At 55.9% G+C, this 21,124-nt stretch carries 10 protein-coding genes (1 of these 10 cut by a window edge); 3 read left to right on the top strand and 7 right to left on the bottom strand.

Translation table 11 applies throughout. The annotated features are described in order from the left end of the window. Window positions 1–21: 21 nt before the first annotated feature. Both Poly59_RS20975 and cdd read left to right on the top strand, forming a co-directional pair. A complete protein-coding gene (locus tag Poly59_RS20975; RefSeq protein ID WP_146536015.1) occupies window positions 22–1,344 on the top strand; it encodes a thymidine phosphorylase in 1,323 nt (440 codons plus the stop codon). 100 nt (window positions 1,345–1,444) lie between these two features. Then, window positions 1,445–1,861: a cytidine deaminase gene (gene cdd, locus Poly59_RS20970; protein ID WP_146536014.1), complete on the top strand. Its 417-nt coding sequence runs from the start codon at window positions 1,445–1,447 to the stop codon at window positions 1,859–1,861. A gap of 22 nt (window positions 1,862–1,883) precedes the next feature. Here the strand turns inward: cdd and pgsW are convergent, their stop codons facing one another. The 7 genes from pgsW to Poly59_RS20935 all read right to left on the bottom strand — a co-directional run bounded on the left by pgsW (window position 1,884) and on the right by Poly59_RS20935 (window position 11,599). Next, window positions 1,884–3,104 carry a poly-gamma-glutamate system protein gene (gene pgsW / locus Poly59_RS20965; protein ID WP_146536013.1) on the bottom strand — a complete coding sequence of 407 codons (1,221 nt, stop codon included), beginning with the start codon at window positions 3,102–3,104 and terminating at the stop codon, window positions 1,884–1,886. Then, on the bottom strand, window positions 3,101–3,580 hold the full coding sequence (gene pgsC / locus Poly59_RS20960) for a poly-gamma-glutamate biosynthesis protein PgsC (protein WP_146536012.1): 480 nt from the start codon (window positions 3,578–3,580) through the stop codon (window positions 3,101–3,103). Before pgsC ends, pgsW begins: the two co-directional genes overlap by 4 nt. Further along, window positions 3,580–4,836, bottom strand: coding sequence for a poly-gamma-glutamate synthase PgsB (gene pgsB, locus Poly59_RS20955; RefSeq protein WP_146536011.1), 1,257 nt, complete (start codon window positions 4,834–4,836; stop codon window positions 3,580–3,582). The genes pgsC and pgsB overlap by 1 nt, the downstream gene beginning before the upstream one ends. Before the next feature lie 241 nt (window positions 4,837–5,077). After that, window positions 5,078–7,195, bottom strand: coding sequence for a site-2 protease family protein (locus tag Poly59_RS20950; RefSeq protein ID WP_186776423.1), 2,118 nt, complete (start codon window positions 7,193–7,195; stop codon window positions 5,078–5,080). Window positions 7,196–7,284: 89 nt separating this feature from the next. Beyond that, window positions 7,285–8,643, bottom strand: a complete 1,359-nt coding sequence (locus Poly59_RS20945; RefSeq protein ID WP_186776422.1) for an efflux RND transporter periplasmic adaptor subunit — start codon at window positions 8,641–8,643, stop codon at window positions 7,285–7,287. Window positions 8,644–8,744: 101 nt separating this feature from the next. Next, window positions 8,745–9,791, bottom strand: coding sequence for an efflux RND transporter periplasmic adaptor subunit (locus tag Poly59_RS20940; protein WP_146536008.1), 1,047 nt, complete (start codon window positions 9,789–9,791; stop codon window positions 8,745–8,747). Then, window positions 9,788–11,599, bottom strand: coding sequence for a TolC family protein (locus tag Poly59_RS20935; protein WP_186776421.1), 1,812 nt, complete (start codon window positions 11,597–11,599; stop codon window positions 9,788–9,790). The genes Poly59_RS20940 and Poly59_RS20935 overlap by 4 nt, the downstream gene beginning before the upstream one ends. A 331-nt stretch (window positions 11,600–11,930) precedes the next feature. Between Poly59_RS20935 and Poly59_RS20930 the strand changes: the two genes are divergently transcribed. Beyond that, window positions 11,931–21,124 carry the 5' end (the start) of a VCBS domain-containing protein gene (locus tag Poly59_RS20930; RefSeq protein WP_186776420.1) on the top strand. The gene runs 20,410 nt beyond the window's last position, so 9,194 of the gene's 29,604 nt are visible here — the first part of the coding sequence; it begins with the start codon at window positions 11,931–11,933; the stop codon falls past the right edge of the window.

Here is a 21,124-nt window from a genome sequence, read left to right as displayed (position 1 = left end):
GCTAATCCAATCTGCCCCCCCATGCTTGCATCCACTTTGCTGTCGAAGAAACGTGATGGATACCCTCTATCGGACGAGGAAATACGATTTCTGATCGAAGGTTTTTGCAGCGGCGAGGTCGCCGATTACCAAATGTCTAGCCTGGCAATGGCAATTTGCTTGCGAGGAATGACGCCTCGCGAAACGGCCACACTGACTCGCGCGATGCTGGAAAGTGGCGACCGCTTGCCTCGTCCCACCGAACGCGACGACTCGCGTCCTCGCGTCGACAAACACAGCACCGGCGGATTGGGTGATAAGGTATCGCTGATCTTGGCGCCGCTGCTTGCCGTTTGTGATGTCGACGTGCCGATGGTCAGTGGCCGGGGATTGGGTTTGACCGGTGGAACACTAGACAAACTGGAATCAATTGAGGGGTTCACGGTTGACCAAACGCCCGAAGCCTCGGCAAAGATTTTGAACCAAGTCGGTGCCTTTATTGTGGGGGCAAGCGAACGAATCGCGCCTGCCGATCGGCGTCTGTACGCGCTTCGCGACGTGACGGGGACCGTCGAATCGATCCCCCTGATCACCGCCAGCATTCTTAGCAAGAAACTAGCAGCCAACTTGGACGCTTTGGTGATGGACGTCAAAACGGGATCCGGCGCCTTCATGAAGACGCCCGCCGACGCCGCCGCACTGGCAAAGTCATTGGTATCGGTCGGCCAACAGGCGGGCTTGCCCACGATCGCGTTGATGACCGACATGGACCAGCCGCTTGGGCAGACCATCGGAAACGCAATCGAGGTCAACGAGTCGGTCGACGTCCTGCGCGGTCAGGCGGGCGAGGTCCGTGACTTGACGATCGAGTTATGCGCCGAACTACTGGTACAGGTCCAGGTCTGCGAAACGATTGAATTGGCCCGATCGAAACTTGTCGCGGCGATCGACAACGGTGCAGCTTTCGAAAAATTCGAACAGTTGGTTGCAGCCCAGGGAGGCCGGTTGCGGTACCCGCTGCCGATCGCCGATGCCACGCCCATCCTTGCGAAACAGGCCGGATTCATTGCTTCGCTGGACTGCAACGTGATCGGCCAATCGGTTGTGGCACTGGGGGGCGGCCGACGCAAGACGGGGGACGCGATCGACCATCGCGTGGGCATACGAGTCCACCACCGAATTGGTGACCGCGTCGAATTGGGCGATCCAATTGCGACACTCCACTGCCATGCAGGCCAAGCGAGCGATTATGCTGGGATCCTGGCGAACTCGGTTCAGATCAGCCACGACCCCGTCGCCAAACGTCCGCTGATTTTAGAGCGATTTGAAAAAAACGATTCCGATTCGCAACGAACGGAAGCGTGATTCAGAATCATTCGAGTTGCAACTTGGATCGACAGCCATCATCATCGGAAATAATTCATCTCGTCGATCTCCTCCGTCACCGTCTCCTTTCGTGCCAACCATGACTGAACTGAAACCTCACGAAATTGAAAAGCTGGTTCATTCCGCTATCGCAGCACGCGACCAAGCTTATGCACCACACAGTCATTTCTATGTTGGCGCCGCGATGTTGATGGAGGACGGCGAAACGATCTGTGGATGCAACGTCGAAAACGCCAGCTACTCGATGTGCTTGTGTGCCGAACGAGTCGCAGCATCCACGGCCGTTGCGAGCGGCTATCGAAAATGGCGAGCCATTGCGATCGCGAGTGTCGGCGGTGTAACCCCATGTGGCGCATGCCGGCAATTCTTGTCCGAGTTCTGCACCGATACGCTCGTCGTGATGGTCGATGTCATCGACGGATCACGACGCACCCGTCAACTAAGCCAACTGCTGCCCGACGCGTTCGACGCGTCGAGCTTGCCAAGTCATCACTAGTTGCACCGACGTGACAAGAATGTCACGCCATCCATTCCAATTTCGCTGGAATGGATGCTGGGCAAAGGTCCTGCGGCGTTGATGTCGGACGAATCCGTCGCAAAATCCGAATTGGCCAACCGGGCAACACGATCCATGACATCGCAAACGTGATCAAGACCATCACGCTTGCCACCAACGGCATTCGATGCGCCGTCTTGGCATAGACCAGTCCATCCCCGACCGATGGCATGACAGCCGGCGCGATCGGGAATCCAAACTGCTCGGCCACCTTTTGCGCGTTGCCGACGTGAATCACTGGAACGTTTTTCGCAAGCATTCTGGTCGCGACACAGTCAGGCACACTGGCAAGCGAACCGGCGTTTTCGGGTCCAACCGACCGGACGCCTGGCAGATAAAACTCTTGCCCCAACGTTCCACCAATCGATGCCGAACTTCCACCGACATTGATGTAAGCCGAATACGTATTGTCATTGGACTGCACATCATAACGTTGCATTCGTTGGTCAATCGATTCAGCAAGCGTAGGTGATTCGATCAGCTCGACCGAATTACGCTCGATCGCACTGAGCAATAGTTGCCGAGTCGCCGGTGTCATCCCGGCGGCCCGATCGTGCAATCCGCCCAGCGACGCGGCGCCGGCCTTGATTGACGTCAGCCCCGCGGAATGTAGTTCACGTTCCATGTCGACCCACATCATGTCGGGCGAGTTTGCACCGTACTGGCTTGACCCGGCTGACAAAATCACGGTCGGACGCAGGTCCATTGCCTTGATTGCCGAATAGACTGCGATGTTCAACGCGGGCCACGAACCGCTTGCTCCGATCGCCACACGGTCACCGGGTTTGACACCGGCATCGATCAGCCAGCGGACGACGACGGCCGCGAAATTCGGATTGATCGAAGTTTGCTTCGAAGACAGCGAACCAATCTTGCTGGTCACCATCGACATCGAAGGTCCAATCAAATGAGAAGCCTGGGGGTCGAGAGCCGACAGGACGCGGTGTCCCCTTTCCGACTGCATTTCAGCAATGAACTGCATCGACGATTGGGCGTCGGTGGCTGCGGCGAGCAGGGTTTCTTGATCACTGGACGTTGTACGTTTCGGCCAGTGCTCGACCGCCGCCATGCCGGCCAGCGACACGAACATCGAACACCACAGCCAAGTCCGCGAGATCTTCTTGGGACGCCAGTACATGACTTGGAATGGACGCTTCAGTCCCGGTTGATTGTTTGTGTTCATACGAGAGTCTCCACGCCAACGAGAATTAGAACCAGTCGAACCAAGACAGCAGCGGACATCATCGGCGACAACGTCTCAATCAAACCTTGGCGTTCAAACCACAATGCGATCAATCCGGGAATGATGAATCCGATCATGACCACGGGGTTTGCTGCCTCACTGGCCATCGATCCGACGGCTGCGTGACTGAAAAACATCTCGGCCAATCCGCGGAACGCCATGCCCACGGTAAATCCGATCATGACGGTCATCACCACTCGGCGACGTCCAAACAGCATCGCGTACTGTGAAACGATTCGAACCAATCCCCACGTGGCCGCAGCCGCCACGATGGTCAACAACACTGCGATCGGTTGGTGCAGCGACAGGGCGATGTAGCCGGGCACGATCATGCCGCCGACACTAAGGCCTAAACATTCCGTGACGATCAAACTGACGATCAAGCCGATAGCGATCGCGACTAACTGATTTTCCATTATGCGGCCTCCTTCACGACCAATTCGTCTGAGCTAAAACGATGCTGATTCGCAGCCGGCGCCCACTTGGTCGCCTGCGTGGATTGAAAAAAGTCCAACAACTCCATTCCTGGGCCGGCGATGTTCCCCATCCCCATGACCATCGATGAACGTCCCGATTGACCACGCAACAAGTGCAACAGTTTCGGTGTCGGCTCGGAATCAGCGATCGTCAGTCGATCTTTTGACAAACCGCTCTGAATCGCTTTTCGAGCGAATGCTTCGGTACCGGTGCCGGACAACACATAGTGGTCAGCCGGTTGCCAACGCACGCACGCCTCGGCCAATTGCAGCGATCGATCAACACGGTCTTCGCGACAATTGAACAACGCAATCCGTCGCTCGACACTCTCGTATCGTTTGACCAGCGTATTCCAACTGTGTCCTGTTGATTCAGGATCGTTGGCCGCAAAAGCGCTGACAAAAACCATCGGCTGGTTGCTTTCGCCGACATGAAACAGACGCATCACGCCCGGGTCGGCCGTGGCGTTCCACATGCCCTGCAGAGCAGTTTGACGATCCACACCCAGGTCACCGCAAATGCGTAGCGCAAGGGCGACGTTGTCGGGGTGTTCAATGTGCGAAAATCCGTCCAGGTCTTCCCAACTGATTTCCGCAATCGCATCGTCCAAAATCGGCACCATATCGGAACCACGATCCAGCGCTGCTTTGGCCATTTCCGTACGTGGGCCACGACGTTGTTCGGCCGTGTAAAGTGTGCCACCGACCGGAACGGTTCCGCAAAGGGCTCGCGTAACACCTGTCACGTCCGGGCCCATCACATCCAAGTGGTCTGCTCGGGCATTGGTGATCACTCCGTGAGTGGACTGAACCAATTTTAATTCGCAAATCGATTGCAACTGCGGCTGCAGCGCCATGCACTCGACGACCAACGCATCGGCTTTCAGTAATGACGCCGCACGGACGATTCGGCGCTGCTCCATGATGTTGGCGCGAGACGGACGAAACACGGTGGCCTCGCTGCCGTCGGGAAAAATCATTCGTGGGACAGTCCCCGTGGTCTTTGCACACGTGCGGATATTACCGGCACGCAGCCCGCCGGCAATCAATCGAACCACACTGGATTTCCCGCGCGTTCCGTTGACGTGAATTCGAATGGGGATGCGACGCAGATTTCGTTGGTGCCAAGCGTTTTCGGCACATGCGGCCGCTGCGAGCGCAGCGGTTCCGCCGGCAATCAGTCCAAGACTGAGCATGAACGTTCTCCAATCCGTCAGAGAAGACGATGTCGTGAATAGTTTTGAAAAGCAGATAAGAGCCGCAAGGGTGTCGTCATGACCCCTCAACAGCTTTGTAAGAATGGGAGGTCCGTTTGCAATTCTTACAAATGGACCACCAGTCTCGGTCGCAAAACACCTGTAACAGTGCGTTTGTCAACGAAGTCTCAACAGAAGCAATTACCGCGCCAAAGCGAAAAGTACGTCGCCGAACATTCGATTAGCGGCTCATCGCATCGTACAGACGCGATGCGATCGTGCGATTGTCAGTGATCGAAAGAGTCCCGATCTGGCCTGCATGAATATCCAGGCTTGTGATGGGATCGAGCGGCGTGACACTTTCCATTTGCGGATCAACCACTCGCCACTGACCGTCGTCGTCCGGCGACGGTTCCACCGGCAGGGGGCCACCGACGGTTGCAGCGAGTGCCGGATGCGGCAGCGTCGTTCGCGCCCTCGGGCGCAAGGTCATCGGAGTCGCCTGGAAAGATTGGCCGCCTCGCAGTCGCACAGCGCCGGGCAACTTTTGCGCCGTTACTTTTCCAAACGCCTCGACGTCGCTTGGTCCGACCGAAACCAACAGTTCTTTCTCTTGAGGATCCGCGACACGCAGCAGTTCGTCGCCCGGATGAACAAACCGTCCTTGCAGTTGCTCGACTCCTAAACCGATCACAAACCCCTCTCGTTCGGCAACGATCGACAACGAACGTACCTGTTGGTTCAGTTCATCAAGTTGCCGGCGAAGCGATTCGGCCGTTTCCAACTCGCTTGCCGCCATCGCCAACTGATGCTGACGACGAAGTTGAATGGCTCGCAATTCTGCCAATTGCAAATCGTCAGCTTTCTGATCTCGTTTCATCTTCAACTCTGGATTGTCCAGCTCGATCAGCAGTGTTCCATGGCTGACGCGTTGACCGGACGTCACGTGAACTTTTCGCACGAAAGCTTCGGTTGCCGATCGAGCGATTTGTTCATCATGAAAACGGACCACCACCGGAACTCGCCGATCCATTGGCGAATGAACAATGCTAAGCGACGGCAAAGTTGAAAAGACAAAAAAACCAAGCATCACCAATCGATAACGCTGACTCGTGAAGAATCGTTTCTGGTCGGACTGATACATCCAGACTTTCAATACCCACTTAGTCAACGGGAACACGCACCACAGGACGGCCGCCACGATGGCCAACGCAATCCCCAAGCCTTTGGCCCAGATTGAAATACCGATCACCAAACCGGACATCCAAACGATTTGAAAAGCTACGCTAGCTACCGCGTGAACCGTCGCAAAAGTACGTCGCCAACCCGTCAACAGTGGCCGCGGCGAGGGAATATTGACTAGTACTTTTTCGATCCATGCCGCGCAGTGGTTGCGTCCGTGCATCCGCAGATTTGGAATTTCGACCAAGTCACCAACAACAAAGTATCCGTCTAGCCGTAACAACGGATTCGCGTTGACCAATAACGTCGCAGGCCCCGAAATCATGAAGAACTGAGCCGCCAAATGCTTTGCCATTCCGGCTGGCAAGAACCACCACGTCCAGGCGGCCACTGCGGCGAAGGCAAGTTCGACATACACGCCACCAAGTGCGATTTGAATACGGCTCCAGCGGCTGCGCAGCTTCCAGGCGTCAGTCACGTCCACGTACGCGAGCGGCGCAAACAGAAAGAACATGATGCCAATCTTGCCAACACGCACGCCGTGATACTTGGCTGCAACAGCGTGTCCCAATTCGTGGATGACCTTGGACACCACCCAAATCACAAACAACACCATCCACATGCCGGGGTCAAACATCCGTCGCAGTTCAATCGCAAACTCGTGATGGTGTCCAAACACCAGCATCAAACCGCTTGCCACCAATAAAATCCAAATGCAAATTCCGTTGGTCGAAAAGATCGATCCGACACGCCGTTCAAGCGAGGCTGCGATTCGATCACCTTGAAGCAACGGAATTCGTTGGCTAATGATCATCGAAAGCGATTTCGGCAAGAGCTGCGAAAACACATTCGGCTTGTTGGCTTGCGGCGAACTTTTCGGCGCGGCGGCCGTCGTGGGCGACGCAGCGCCCGCGACAGGCATGGCATGGGCGATTCCACAAGAAACGAATCGCTGGACCAGTTCAGCCACCTCGGCCGGTTCCCAGTCCATCCCATCGAGTTCTAACTGTGCGACAACGTCTGACATCGTCCGCGTCCCATCAAATAGGCTTGCGATCCGATATTCTTCCGGGCCGAGCTGAAAGAATTTCCCAATCGACTGGTGATGCGCGAAGACCTGAGTCTGGGAACCGATTTCGCGGCTCGTAAACTCGACGGCCGAGTCCATACGAATCATGACCGCAGGTTCGCCGGCGGGTCCTGGTCCTGGTTCCGGTCCTTGCCCGGGCATTGGTCCAGGCGTCGGGTTAGGTGCTGGGTTTTGGTTCAATATCCCGCCCACCACAATAATCGTTCGAATCCGCCGCGGACCCACGACCAAATCCAGGGCCGCTTGGGACCATAGATCGTCGCTTCGCCTCGCATACCAGGACGAAAATCACCGGCATCATTTCCTAAATCGATCGAGCCCACGAACACGTTAAGGTCGTTGCGCAATTCCGACTGAGGATGCAATTTTTGCAGTGGCATGTATATCGACGCTCCGCCGATCGCATCGATCTTGATACGTGTCTCATTTCCCTGTGCGACGAAACCAATTTCATGCTCAGGCACTTCAATTTCGATTCGCATCGTGTCCATGGGCGCCACCTCGATCAGGCTTTGCCCCAGTTCAAGCGGTGAACCAATGTGTCGTTCCAAGTCTCCGCTGACGACGATCCCGTTGATTGGGCTGATCACTTCTAGATTTGCAAGCCGATCGGTGATCAAATCAAGTTGACGATTCAACTGCTTGCGCCGGAGTTCAGACTGCTGAGCATCGGCAATTTTGCGTCCCGCCAAGGCGACGTCGTACTCTTTCGATGCTTGCCCGATTTCCGAAATCAAAGCCTCGCGTTCTAACCGAAGCGGTCGGCCGTCAAGCTCGCAAAGCACTTCACCCTTTTCAACCGCATCGCCTGGCCGAACGTTGGCGGCAAGCAAGGTGGCTTCGAAAGGCGCCGACACGAACCGTCCACCCATCGTTTCGACTCGCGCCGTGCATGCGACTCGGTAAGGAACCGGCCAAAACAGCCCCAGCAACAGCAACACCGCCACCGTCACCAACGCCCAGGTTGATCGCTGAACCACCGACAACGCAATCGTCGGCAGTGATCTTGAAGGGCGACTCCACAAAACGGCACCGATCGTGATCAAGGTCGACGGCAACCAATCAATCGCACCGAGCGGCCCTTCGATCCAGACGATGCAGCGGCCTGATCCTTCGGGTGCCGGCATTCGAACTTCGATGACACGATCATTACGAGTGACAGAAGGACGCTGCGGATCCACCTCGGATGCGTTGCTTGACTGATCGCTGGCGCGACGTTTTGAACTGCCTTCCCAAACGGCGGCCGATTTTTGATACAGAGTACTTTCAGGGCCAAGCCAACCCAGACGCGCATCGACAAAACGCGTCATTCGGCCTTTTCCGATGCCGCCACGCACGGTGGCTTCGGGACAGACCGCGGCAATCGAAGCTACCAGTTGCTTTAGCGCATCGCCGCGACTTGGCGCCGACGCAAGTGATTCGATCAACACAAGCACCACGGCATTAACCGTCGATTTTTCTGACCCAACTTCAACGGGCGCCGATCCGGCAACGGCCGCCAACTTGGTTACCGCATCATCCAGGGCAGCAGTCATCGAGTCTTCCGGATTTCCGGAAAGCGATACGCGTGGCCAAGCCGACGACGTTCGTGACGCCGTCGGTACTTCGGACCTCAATTCGTGGTGCCCCATCGATGTCATCGGGTTGTCGCCCCATGATTTGATCGGATGTACGGGTTGCTTGCCGAGCGAGATTGCGAGTGTGGGTTCTGCTGAACCGTCGAGGCATTGTCAGGCAAGAACCGCAACGTGCAGCGATCACCCGCCAACATTCGGCCCTCGGCATTGTCCAATTCGACGCGTACTTGAAGAGTTCCGCTTTCGCCTTCGATTTCGGGAGCAAGCGAAGTCACGGCAGCATCGACTTTGGTTGATGTGCTGCGCAGGAAGATCCGCACCGGCGCACCTACCCTGATTTCCGGCGTATCTTCGACCGGAATGTTGAACACCGCGATCAACTGATCCACGACTAACATTTGCACGACGGACGGTTCACCAGGCGAAATGAATTCACCTGGTTTTCGCAGCACTCGCGAAATCACGCCCGCCATCGGCGAGCGAACTCGGCGGCGTTCCAACTGCAACTGATAGCGTTGCAATTCGAGTTGTCGCAATTGAAACTGCTCTTCGGCAGCCGCATAACGCGCGGCACTGACCCGAAGTTCCGTTTCGGCTCTGGCCAATTCATCAGGGCGAGCCATCCCGTTTGCGGCAAGCGGACGCAGCTTTTGCGCACGCGATTGCGAAAAATCGAGTTCCGCTTTGGTAGCATCCCGTTCGCCAGTCATCAGCGACTGCAACGTCGCAATCCTAACGGCGGACTGTTGCATCGCATCGTCCAAGCGTGCGACCACTTCCCCCGCACTGACTCGGTCACCGACTTCAACATCCAACGACTCAAGCAAACCGACTTCACTTGCCGCGATCATGATGGTGTGCTTTGGTTCGATCAAACCCTCGTACAAATCCTGTGACGGAGTACGCACGAGCACACTTTGCATCTCCGCTTGGACGGCGGTAGTCCCGACGGACGCAGTGACGACAACGACGACAACGACGACGAGGGTGGTCAACGTGACGTTGATGATCGTCACGTTGATGATCCGGCGAAAACGAGGTACTCCCCGACTCTGCATCAAGTGCCGCACCAAGGTTTGAATGGTGTAAAATTTGGTCATGGTCATTCGAACTCCTCTTCATCGATCATTCGATATTGCAGGTCGCCCGTCACGACGGGTGGGTGTTGGTCATCAATCATTCCGTCGTCACGATAAATCGTGACCTCGGGAATCGAGGTTCGACGGAGTGGAGCGTGATTGGGAATGTCGTGCGAGAAGACGACCGAGTTGTCATGGGACGAACGGACGGGGGTGACGCTTTCGTGTTGCAACAACGTTCCCATTGCCCGTTGAAGTTCGACCAACGACGTTAAGTACTGGCTGCGTGCGGTTGTCCATTCGCGTTCAGCATCAGCCCGTCGCTGTTGGGCATCCAGTAAGGTTTCCAGAACGGTGCCCACGTTACCGCCTTCGCCGGCCATCATTTCCCATCGTGCAGTCAAGATCGTTTCTTCCTCGGTCGCCGTGACCAGCACGCGTTGCTTCGTGTCGCGTTGTCGCATGGCGGTATTGACGTTTACCAATGCGATTTCAATTTCGGCGTGTGTCAATTGGATCGCTTCGCGCAGTTCTTCGCTTCGCTGTTGATAGCGGTAATTTGCCTCGCGATAGCGACTCTTGGCGGCGCGGCGTGCGTAAGGCATCTCGTACCGCAGGCCCGCCGACAATCCCGGCCCACCTTTGGAAAATTGATCTCCGATTGACCGAAAGATCGCATTCTCGCCGTTCAAGGCCGCCAGATAGCCATTCATGACCGCGGTCAGGTCTGGCATCAGTTCCGTGCGTGAGACGTTGATCGACAGCGCAGCCGATTCCATCGCCAAAGTCGCCGATCGGATTTCGGGCCGATTCTCGAATCCCTGAATGACCGCTTGCGCCAGATTGATTTCAAGATTCGGATAGACCGTCGCCGCTTGCGGAATCAATTCCAACTGGTTGCCACCGTTGATCAGTTCTTCGGATCCGATCAACCGCGCCAATCGAACTTGTTGCTTCTGGACCTCGGCCTGCATTTGAACGACACGGTCGTTGCGTTTGGCAACACGACCTCGCGCCTTGGCCAATTCGATTTTGCCAGCGTCAAAATCCTGGCGTGCTTCTAAGATCGATTCGACCGCCGCGGCTTGAGCCAGCAAGCCCTTGGCTTGGACAAGATGACATCTCAATTCGTACAGTAGCCAGTAAGCCGAAACGATGTCGGCGATTTGTTGTTCGACATCGCCGCGCATCGATTGCCATGAAACTCGTCCGTCAATCTGTGCTTGGGTCAACAACCGTTCATTGTAGACCTGTCCGCCGCGACCGAGCAGTGGCTGTGTCAAACTGAGACTCAGTCTCGAATTGCCTTGATTGGCCGGTAAGAAGAACAGACTGTTGCTGTCGAGCGTCCCGATCTCTTGCGACAAGTCCACCTCGGTGCCCCGCCGTCCGGTTTGCTGGATCCCAGCGCGGGCGATATAGGATTCTTCGATCGAACGCGACGGCCCGCCGGTGGTCAGCGTGTTTCCCACCGGTTCGTTGGTACGTCCGGCCTTGCCTTCCAACAACACACTGGGGTCAAACGCAGCATCTTGTTGAACGATTCGTTCCAACGTGATGCTGGTCCGCTGTGAAACTGCCTGAATCCGCGGGCTATGGGCCAGTGCATCATGCAGCACCGTTTGCAGATCAAATGTGACCCATCCCGGGCGATCCAGCAACGGTTGCGATGCATCGTCGATCCACCAGGCCAGCGGGTCAGCCTGATCGGATACGGCATTGCCGGCTTGCATGTTTCCGGCTTCGATCAAGTCGTCGTCACCCCATACAACCATCCCATTTGCTGCATAGGCAGCAAATGCGAAGACGACCATGGCTCGCACAATGCGACTCATGGGCGATCGGTTGGGGCAACCGTAAAGCATCCTTGCTCTTACTTTCTTGACGTAAATCGTGAGCGCGTATGCACTCAATAGGGCTAAGTCGGTTGTATCGCATGTGCGGCTTGCCCCAGTCGGGACCGAAATTCAAGGACCAATCAATCCGGACGGATGCAACCGTTTTTGTCCGACGCGGCCCCCTAGAAAGATCAATCGGAACAACCGGCAAAGATTCGCTAATTCTTCGACTCGCCCGCTGTTTGCGGGCTACTTTTTCGATAGATGCAAGCTAATGGGAGCGATCCAGAGCTTGAATGCGCAAGATCTTAACTACGGAAATATGACAGTGAGCAAGTCTCGACGAAAACGGAATTTTGACTTCTACGCTCTTGAAGATCGTGTACTGCTTAGCGGCGAAGGAATCGACGGCGCCGATCTTGATATCGACGCAGCCGACTTGTCCGCTGCGCTGTTGGATCAGTTGGGCGACGACGGACAACTGCTAACCACTTCGGATGCTTCAGTGCCACTTGTCGCAGCGACACAAAAGGTCACCGAAGCCGATGATGCCGACGCCGAAAACGCCGATAGCGATGACATCGGCGCGATCAACGAATATGCCGACGTGCCGACGTTTGACCCTGCATTGCCGCTCGAAGTGGTCTTCATTGATGCCGGCGTCGATGATGCCGAAACGTTGCTCGGCGATTTACGTAAGGACTCCGCCGGTACCCAGTGGTTGGTCATCACGCTTGACGCCGATCGCAACGGAATCCAGCAGATCACCAACACACTGAGCCAATTGTCGGGCGTCGACGCGGTCCACTTGATCTCGCACGGCGATGGCGAAGGCATCCAGCTTGGCAACTCGCGATTGGACCTGAACTCGGCGCCGTCGTACGCCGGCGACATTGCCTCTTGGGGTCACTCCCTGGATTCTAACGCCGACATTCTGATCTACGGATGCGATCTTGCCTCGACGATCGAAGGCCAGGACCTGATCGAGATGCTGGCCTTAGTCACCCAAGCCGACGTCGCGGCCAGTGATGACGTGACCGGACATGCGGATCTCGGCGGTGACTGGATCCTGGAATACACCGTTGGGGAAGTGCAAACGGATGTGGCGTTCGGTTTCATGGCCCAAGCATCTTGGCGTGGCACGCTGGATATCACCAGCAACCTCGTCGCCCAATACGAGTTTGATGACGACGCCCTTAGCATTGCTAACGATTCTTCCAGCAACAGCAACACTGGCACCTACGACAATGGCGAAAATCTGACAACCGGTGTCGTCGGCAGTCAAGCAGCTGACTTCAGTGGTGACGCGACGGGTGACAACAACTTCATCAACGTTGCGGATGACCCAAGCATTGACTTTGGAACCAGTGATTTTACGATTTCAGCTTGGGTCAAGCTCGATGCAGCAACGGGTAGCGAACAAACCGTGCTCAGCCACCAAGGGACCAATGGGTATCGGCTGTATGTCGATGCCGGAGGCCTGCTCCGGTTCAACCAGAAGTCTGGCGGCAGCAGCAGCACGTCCAGCTTCGGATCGGTCACGGATTCTCAATGGCATCAAGCGACGGTGACTCGCAGCGGTGGTGCGATCGCAACCTACCTCGACGGTACGCTCGTCGGAAGCAATTCCGGACTATCCCTGGACCTGTCCACCAACGTCAACCTCACCATCGGTGCCAGCTCGGCAACCACCAATGACTTCGAGGGCCAGGTCGATGATGTGCGGCTTTATGCAAGACAATTCACCTCCACCGAGGCTGCGGATCTATACGCAGCGAGTGTCCCAGTCGACATCACATCGGGTCTGATTCTGCACAACACGTTTGATACGGACGCCAGCGACAGCAGCGGCAACAAATATGACGGAACGTTGACCAATGGCGCAACCATCAACACCACCAGCGGCACGAATCAGATCGGTGACGGAAAGCTGAGCCTGGATGGCAGCAATGACTATGTGGACTTCAGCCCGCACGTCGCAGCCAACTTTGACGGATTGACCGAGGGGACGATATCGGCGTGGATTTACCAGGATATCGCTAGCCGAGATGTTATCTTCGAATTGTCTGACAGCGGTGATCCTAATTCGCGTCTAGCGATCTTTTCAGATGCCGATGGTTCGTTTGATGTCTTCATTCGCGAAGGCACCACCGTTTTGCTAGATGGAGGTACTTCCGCCGGTCTGATCGCACAGAACACTTGGACACACGTCACGCTCACGGTCGACAGCAGCGGAAATCGGTTGTACGTCAACGGCGTGGAACAATCGGTGACTTACGCGACCGGCTCTTCCTCGACCAACGCCTTCTTTGATGATGTCGCGGACCTCGACTTCGGCAGTTGGGGTGTCGATAAATATGATGGCACTAGCCTGACGCGAGCGTTCGATGGATTCATCGATGATGGACGCGTCTACAATCGATCGCTAACCAGCAGCGATGTCGCGGGACTTTACAATTACAATGGCCTCGGACCGCAGACGTTCACCGTCACCAACACGCTCGACGACAACAGTGTCGGTAGTTTGCGATGGGCGATCACGCAATCAAATGCCTCCGCCGGCACACTCGACACCATCAACTTCAACATTCCCGGAACCGGCGTCCACACCATCAACGTCGGCACCGCATTGCCCACCATCACCGATGCCGTCATTTTAGACGCGACGACCGATGACAGCTACGCGACGAATAGTAGTCGCCCCGCCATCATCCTGGACGGCAATGACCTTTCGGCCAGCGGATTGACCCTCGGCGCGACCGCCGATGGCAGCGAAATTCGCGGACTCGTCATTCGCGACTTTGTCGGACATGGCATCCACATTCTTGCCGGTTCGGACGATCACACGATCGCTGGAAACTACCTCGGTAGCTTGCTGGCAACGGGGCTAACGGCAGGTACGACAGAGGCCAATGCGGGGTCGGGAATCTACGTCGCAGGATCAGGTTCGACCATTGGAGGCACGCTGGCCGCCGATCAAAACGTGCTGAGCGGCAATAGCGTGGGTGGAGTCTTTGTCACGGGAGCGGGAGCGACCGGCAACACGATCCTGGGTAACTATGTCGGTCTCGATGCAACTGGCAACACATCGCTGGCAAACGCTTACGGGATATTCATTGCCAATGGCTCAAACAATGTCATCGGCGGCTCCACAGCCAGCTCGCGAAATGTGATCTCGGGAAATGCCAACCAAGGCATTTATCTTGATAACGCTGACAACACGACGGTCCGAGGCAACTACATCGGCACCAACGCGGCAGGCACCGCGGACGTCAATGGGACCGCACAGGATAGTAACAAGTCGGGCATTACGATCACGAATGGCTCGTCTGGTGTTGTGGTCGGTGGCACCACCGCTGGGACCGGCAATCTGATCTCCGGAAACAACTGGAACGGAATCGAAGTCCTTGGCGCCACAACGATCAACAACACGATCCAGGGCAATTTAATCGGCACCGATTCCACGGGCTTGAGTGCGATTGGTAATTCCAGCAGCGGCATCACTTTCTGGGGCGCGGGGACTGGAAATTTGGTGGGCGGGGGTATATCCGGTGCAAGAAACGTTCTCTCCGGCAACACGGGTTCGGGAGTTTTTGTAAGTAATGCGACGTCGGGAGTGAGCATTCAGGGGAATTATCTGGGTCTCGGATCCGACGGAACGACACTTGTCGGCAACGGCTGGACCGGCGTGCAAGTCGCTGGCGGTTCGACCAATACACTGATCGGAACCAACGCCGACGGATCCAATGATACCAACGAACGCAACGTATCGTCCGGAAACACGTACGGTATCTATATCCAAGATGCTGGTACGACAGGGACCATGGTGTACGGAAACTACATAGGCACTGATTCCACTGGCTTGCTCGACCGAGGGAACACGACAGACGGCGTTCGCATCGAGAACGGAGCCACCGCGAACTATATCGGTGGCATGGGAACCGCGCGGCGCAACATCATCGCGGGCAACGACCAAGACGGTGTGCAAATCGATGGCGAAGCAACCGATGGAAACTTCATTCAGAATAACTGGATCGGTCTGGGCAGCGATGGACTGACTGTGCTCGGCAATGGTGCCATCGGCATCTTCATCTCGGGCGGTGCTGACAACACGACAATTGGCGGCGTCGGCTTGGGCAACGTGATTGTCGGATCCAATAACGACGGGATCTCGATCGCGGGCGCGTCATCAGGCACGCTCATCTACGGCAACTACATCGGTACCGATGCAACGCAAACCGTATTAGCCGGTAACAATCTTCATGGCATCGTGTTTTCAGCCGGTGCGACCAATAACACCGTGGGTGGTACAGCCGCGGGCCAAGGCAACGTCATCACTAACTATGACATGACGAATTTGGGTTACGACGGCGTCAGGGTAGCCGCCGATGCGTCCACCGGAAACGCGATCATTGGCAACTCGATCTACCAGCCAAGCGGTTATGCCGGTGGTGGGCTGGGAATCGATGTTGGGAGCGGCGGCGTCACCGCCAACGATACGCTCGACCCTGATAGCGGCGCAAACAACTTGCAGAACTTTCCAGTTGTCAGCTCCACCAACGTCAATACTGCCGGAACAATTGTCACCGTCAGCGGCAGTGTCAATACGTTGGCCAGCCTGACCGGAGTTGTCTTGCACTTTTACGCCACGCCACCGGCGGGCGATCCCAATCGTCGTGAAGGAAAGAAATACCTTGGTTCCACAACGGTCAACACCGATGCCAGCGGCAACGCCACCTTCACCGATGTCAGCCTGAATGGATATTCCGGATCGGTAGCAGACGGAGAACTGATCACGGCCACGGCAACTTACAGCAACAATACTTCGGAGTTTTCCGCGGGTTCAGCGGCGATCACGATCCCCGACAATGTCGCGCCGACCTTAGTCGATGACACATTCGAGGTCGCTCTTGGCATAACGACCACTGGCAACGTATTGGCCAACGACAGCGACAGTGACGGCGGCACGCTGAGTATCATTGACTTCACCGATCCAACCACGGGTACGATCACCTACAACGACGACGGCACGTTCACGATCGCCGATGGCAATGGCTACTATGGCGCGAACCAATTTTCCTATCGGGCAGACGACGGGCAAACTGGCCTGAGCCACTACTATGGCTTCAATGGGGACGTGACGGATTCGGTTGGCGGCAACGATGCGATTAGCATCAATGGCGATGCGAACTTTGGGGAAGGCAGCTTCGGACAGGGAATCTGGTTCGATGAAGCCGGCGACTATGCCCTCATTCCAGACTTTGCGTACAACAATGAATTCACCGTTAGCTTTGATTTCAAAGTCGATGACAACACGGGAACGACCTTTCAATACCTCTACAGCCACGGCACGGTCGCGACCGCCAACAGTCTGAACATCTACCTCGCCGAAGGGAGTCACGGCACTTACGACAACCAAATCTTCACGAATCTTCAAGACAGCAACGATACTGTCTACGCTCAGGAATTGAATTTCGATATCAGCGGGCTGATTGGCGATGGAAAATGGCACAACTACACATTGACCGTCGGGGCCGACGGAGCGAGAGTTTATCTCAATGGTGTGCTCCAGGCATCGGACTCGACCCGTGGCGGTGACGCATTGGATCCCACAACGGGGTTGTATCTGGGAGGTCGTGAAGACTTAGATCCAGACCGCTTCTACGCCGGCGGGCTAGATTCACTTCGCATTCATGAAGAGAAATTGGACGCAAGTGAGTTGGCCGATCAAGCCGACATGGAACTCAGCACGGCCGACGTGGTCGTCCAACCGGCCGGTACTTTTGCAAGTTCCTCGACCGATGGTGGGCTAACAATCAACGGCGATGGCGGAAACGACACCTATCTGGTTGCAGACGAATCTCCGTTCAGCGGTCAAAACGAAATGACCATTGAAGTCGAATTCTCAGCCGACACGGCGGCGACGAATTTGACGACCTTGTTTTCGTATGCCGATGCAACGAATCAGGATGAACTGTTTTTCGGGATCGAGCCTGATGGTGAGCTTGTCTTTCGAACCAGTGGAGGCACTGGCACGGCGGGCAATAGTATTTCGACGGCTGACAACCTATTCGACGGCGAAACGCATACCGTCGCGGTCACCTGGGAAAACTCTACCGGGATTCTGAAGTTCTACGTCGATGGTGAAGAACTTGGGCTAGGGCGAAACAGCTATCAAAACGCGACCACGATCGATGCGGGCGGAAGCGTCGTCATTGGCCAACATCAGGGGGCTCCGGAGTCGTCCTTTGATGGCAACGACACCTTCTCTGGAACGTTGCACAACGTTCGTCTGTTTGATCATGTACGCAGCGGCGAACAACTGGCTGCGAGTTACCGAACCGAGCTGCCTCATGATGAGAGCGGGATGCTGGCACAGTGGAGTTTCGACAACCTGTCAGCCGGCGGTGTCGTTACCGAATCGGTCAGCGGCAATAACCTGACGCTCAAACACACAGCTGAAGCGGGCTTCACAGCCAGTGAACCCACATTGACTTTCTCGCTGGACGAGAACGCCCTCGACGGAACCGTGGTTGGAACCGTCAGCGGTGTCGATGCCGAGCGTCAAGCACAAATTGCTTCGCTACTGGCCGCTGATCCCGATCTTCGATACAGCGCCGAAACCGGCAAGTTCTACAAGGTCGTTGTCGGTTCGTTTGACCAACCCGTTGCCCAGGCAAACGCGGAGAGCACTGCCCTGAATACCGTCAACGGACAGCTCGTGACCGTTCGTAGCGCTGCGGAGAACGAATTCATTGTCAGCATTTCAGGCTCGGCTGGCGGCAATGTCTGGCTTGGCGCCACGGACACGACGGTAGAGGGCGAGTGGCGTTGGATCGAAGACAGCGCCGAGGCAGACCTGTTTTGGTCCGGTGCTGTTTCCGGTTCCTCGCCCGATGGTTCCTATGAAAATTGGTTCTCCGCCACTCAGCCCAATGATTCCGGAGGCGCGGAAGACGCGGCCCGACTCCAAGTTGACAATGGACAGTGGTACGACGCCCCCGCGACGGGAATTGGACTTAGCTATGTTATCGAATGGAATGCCGATTCAGTCCTCGACGCAACCGACGCGTTGACCTACGCCATCCAATCTCAAACCGTCGCGGGCGCGTTCACGATCGACAGCAATACGGGCCGAATCACGGTCGCCGATGGAACGCTATTGGATTACGAAACCAACGCGACCCACTCGATGACCGTTCGCGTCACCGATGGCGACTCGAACTTCCATGACGAAGTCTTCACCGTTTCGCTCAGCGACCTTGCCGAATCCAACAACGCGCCGACGAATCTATCCAGCGGTATCGAGCTGAACACCGACGGTGGCAATGACAGTTACCTGTATCTGACCGATGGTCGACCGGTGCTGGGAGGATTGACGCAACTAACGCTGGAGGCATCGTTCCAAATCGATTCGGTTCCCACTGGATCAATCCCGATTATCGACTATCAGGAGGGAGGAATTGCCACGGAGTTCGGAGTGGCGATCAATCCTAACGGTTCCTTGCAGATTGTGATTGCGGACGGGGCTCCGCAATTGACGACAATGAACTATTCGCAATTGCTCGATGGAAATCAACACCATCTCGCCGTTTCGTGGGACAACACCAATGGCGATGTTCATTTCTACATTGACGGTGAATTTGCGGAATCCATAACCGGCGTCAGGACTGGGCATGCGCTGTACAACGCAACGATCACGCAGTTGGTGATCGGCCAAGACCCAGATGACGCGGGGGATCTATATTCCGACAAGGTGTTTAGCGGAACGATCTACGACGTGCGTGTCTGGAGCGAAATCCGCAGCGAAGCCGAAATCTCGTTGAACTATCAAAACAAGTTTGACGGCGGAAGCCTGCCGACTGGCTTGATCGCTAATTGGCAAATGGATGGCTTCAATGGTTCAAATGAAGTCGTCGATGTTGTCAGCGGCAACAACCTGAGCATCGGTCATGCCACCGGAACCGGCTTCATCGCCAGCACGCCGGTTGAAGACCTGCACATCAGTGAAAATGCCACCAACGGCTCAACGGTTGGTTATGTCATCCCGAGCGATCCGGATGTTAGTAATGATGTTGTCAACGATGGATTGTTTCAAGAGGCTTCACCGCCGTCGGGTGGAAGCACTTCCTATGCGGCATCAACTAGCTTTGGCGACTGGACGGTGGGTGATACGACCGGCGTGGTGCTGTTCAATGGCGATAATGCAGAGACCCCACCAAGTGGCGGGCATGTCGTTTCCCTCAACAATGCCTACGCTTCGATTTCTCAAACGCTGACCACAGAAATTGGCAAGCAATATCAAATTGTCTTCGACCATGCCGGCGGATTTGGCGATGGGGTGGTCGACCACGTCACGACTCGCGTCAGCGCGGATGGTCAGTCGCAGGATTTCACGCTGGAAAAACCGTCCGGATGGAATTTCTATTCCAACCTCGGCTGGGAAACTCGCAGCATGACGTTCACGGCCAGCGACATTTCCACGGAACTGGTATTTCAGACCACTAACGAAACGCTGAAGGACAGCGGCATGGTTGCCGGTATTCGCGTCATCGAAATCCCCGCTGCGGTCACCACGATCCTGAACAACGATCCGACACTGCAATACGATGCAGCGACTGGCAAGTTTTACCGCTTTGTCAATTCACCGGATGGGTTTGATGTGTCTCTGGCGGCTGCTACAGCCAGCAGCCTCAAGGGTGTTTCAGGCCAACTGGTCACCATCGACTCCGCGTACGAGAACGACCTGATCCGGCAGTTCGCTCTCGATTCCGGAAACAACATCTGGATCGGGGCACGCGACACCAACAACGACGGCAATTGGAACTGGCTCGACGGAAGCGTCGAATCCAATGAGCAGTTTTGGACCGGTGGTAGCGCCGGATCGGCAGCGAATGGATTTTACGCTCCGACCTTCGGGCAATCTCAAAGTGCCGGCGAAGACTATGCGCGCATGAACACCGACGGAACCTGGGCCGACGACACCCAAGGCAGCAATCACGCCTACGTCATTGAATGGGACGCGAGCGAAGTTCTTTCGAGCTTCAAGTTCAGCCTGACCGATGACGCGGGCGGACGCTTTGCGATCGACAGCAGTACCGGCGAAGTGACCGTTGCCAACAGTTCATTGTTGGATTACGAAGCAAATACCAACCACAACGTCACCATCGAAGTCACCGACGCGGCGGGTAACTCATACAGCGAAGTCATGTCGATCGCGGTCGATGACATGAGCGAACCAGCTTCGTTGTCAGTTCCCATCGCTCAATTGATTGGCGAAGACTTACCGCTCACATTTTCAGCAGCAGGTGGCAATGGGATCGTCTTTGAAAGCGGAAGCCTGGATGATCCGATCGCAACGGTAACGTTGAGTGTTGTGAACGGAAAATTGACTTTGGCGACGACCTCTGGAATCACTTTTCTGGACGGGTCCTCCAACAACCAAGCTTCGCTCTCGATTTCTGGAACAGAATCGGACATCAACGCGGCTCTGGATGGGTTGCAGTACGTCGGCGACCAAGA

The sequence above is a fragment of the Rubripirellula reticaptiva genome, assembly GCF_007860175.1.
In the GTDB taxonomy this organism is placed as follows: domain Bacteria; phylum Planctomycetota; class Planctomycetia; order Pirellulales; family Pirellulaceae; genus Rubripirellula; species Rubripirellula reticaptiva.
Note: the sequence above shows the minus strand (reverse complement) of the source record. Positions and strands in the feature narration are given on the sequence as shown.

What these genes read in the sequence shown, in the direction of transcription:
- Poly59_RS20975 (WP_146536015.1), top strand. Translation starts at nt 22, where the DNA reads ATGCTTGCATCCACTTTGCTGTCGAAGAAACGTGATGGATACCCTCTA.
- cdd (WP_146536014.1), top strand. Translation starts at nt 1,445, where the DNA reads ATGACTGAACTGAAACCTCACGAAATTGAAAAGCTGGTTCATTCCGCT.
- pgsW (WP_146536013.1), bottom strand. Translation starts at nt 3,104, where the DNA reads ATGAACACAAACAATCAACCGGGACTGAAGCGTCCATTCCAAGTCATG.
- pgsC (WP_146536012.1), bottom strand. Translation starts at nt 3,580, where the DNA reads ATGGAAAATCAGTTAGTCGCGATCGCTATCGGCTTGATCGTCAGTTTG.
- pgsB (WP_146536011.1), bottom strand. Translation starts at nt 4,836, where the DNA reads ATGCTCAGTCTTGGACTGATTGCCGGCGGAACCGCTGCGCTCGCAGCG.
- Poly59_RS20950 (WP_186776423.1), bottom strand. Translation starts at nt 7,195, where the DNA reads ATGATTCGTATGGACTCGGCCGTCGAGTTTACGAGCCGCGAAATCGGT.
- Poly59_RS20945 (WP_186776422.1), bottom strand. Translation starts at nt 8,643, where the DNA reads ATGACTGCTGCCCTGGATGATGCGGTAACCAAGTTGGCGGCCGTTGCC.
- Poly59_RS20940 (WP_146536008.1), bottom strand. Translation starts at nt 9,791, where the DNA reads ATGACCATGACCAAATTTTACACCATTCAAACCTTGGTGCGGCACTTG.
- Poly59_RS20935 (WP_186776421.1), bottom strand. Translation starts at nt 11,599, where the DNA reads ATGAGTCGCATTGTGCGAGCCATGGTCGTCTTCGCATTTGCTGCCTAT.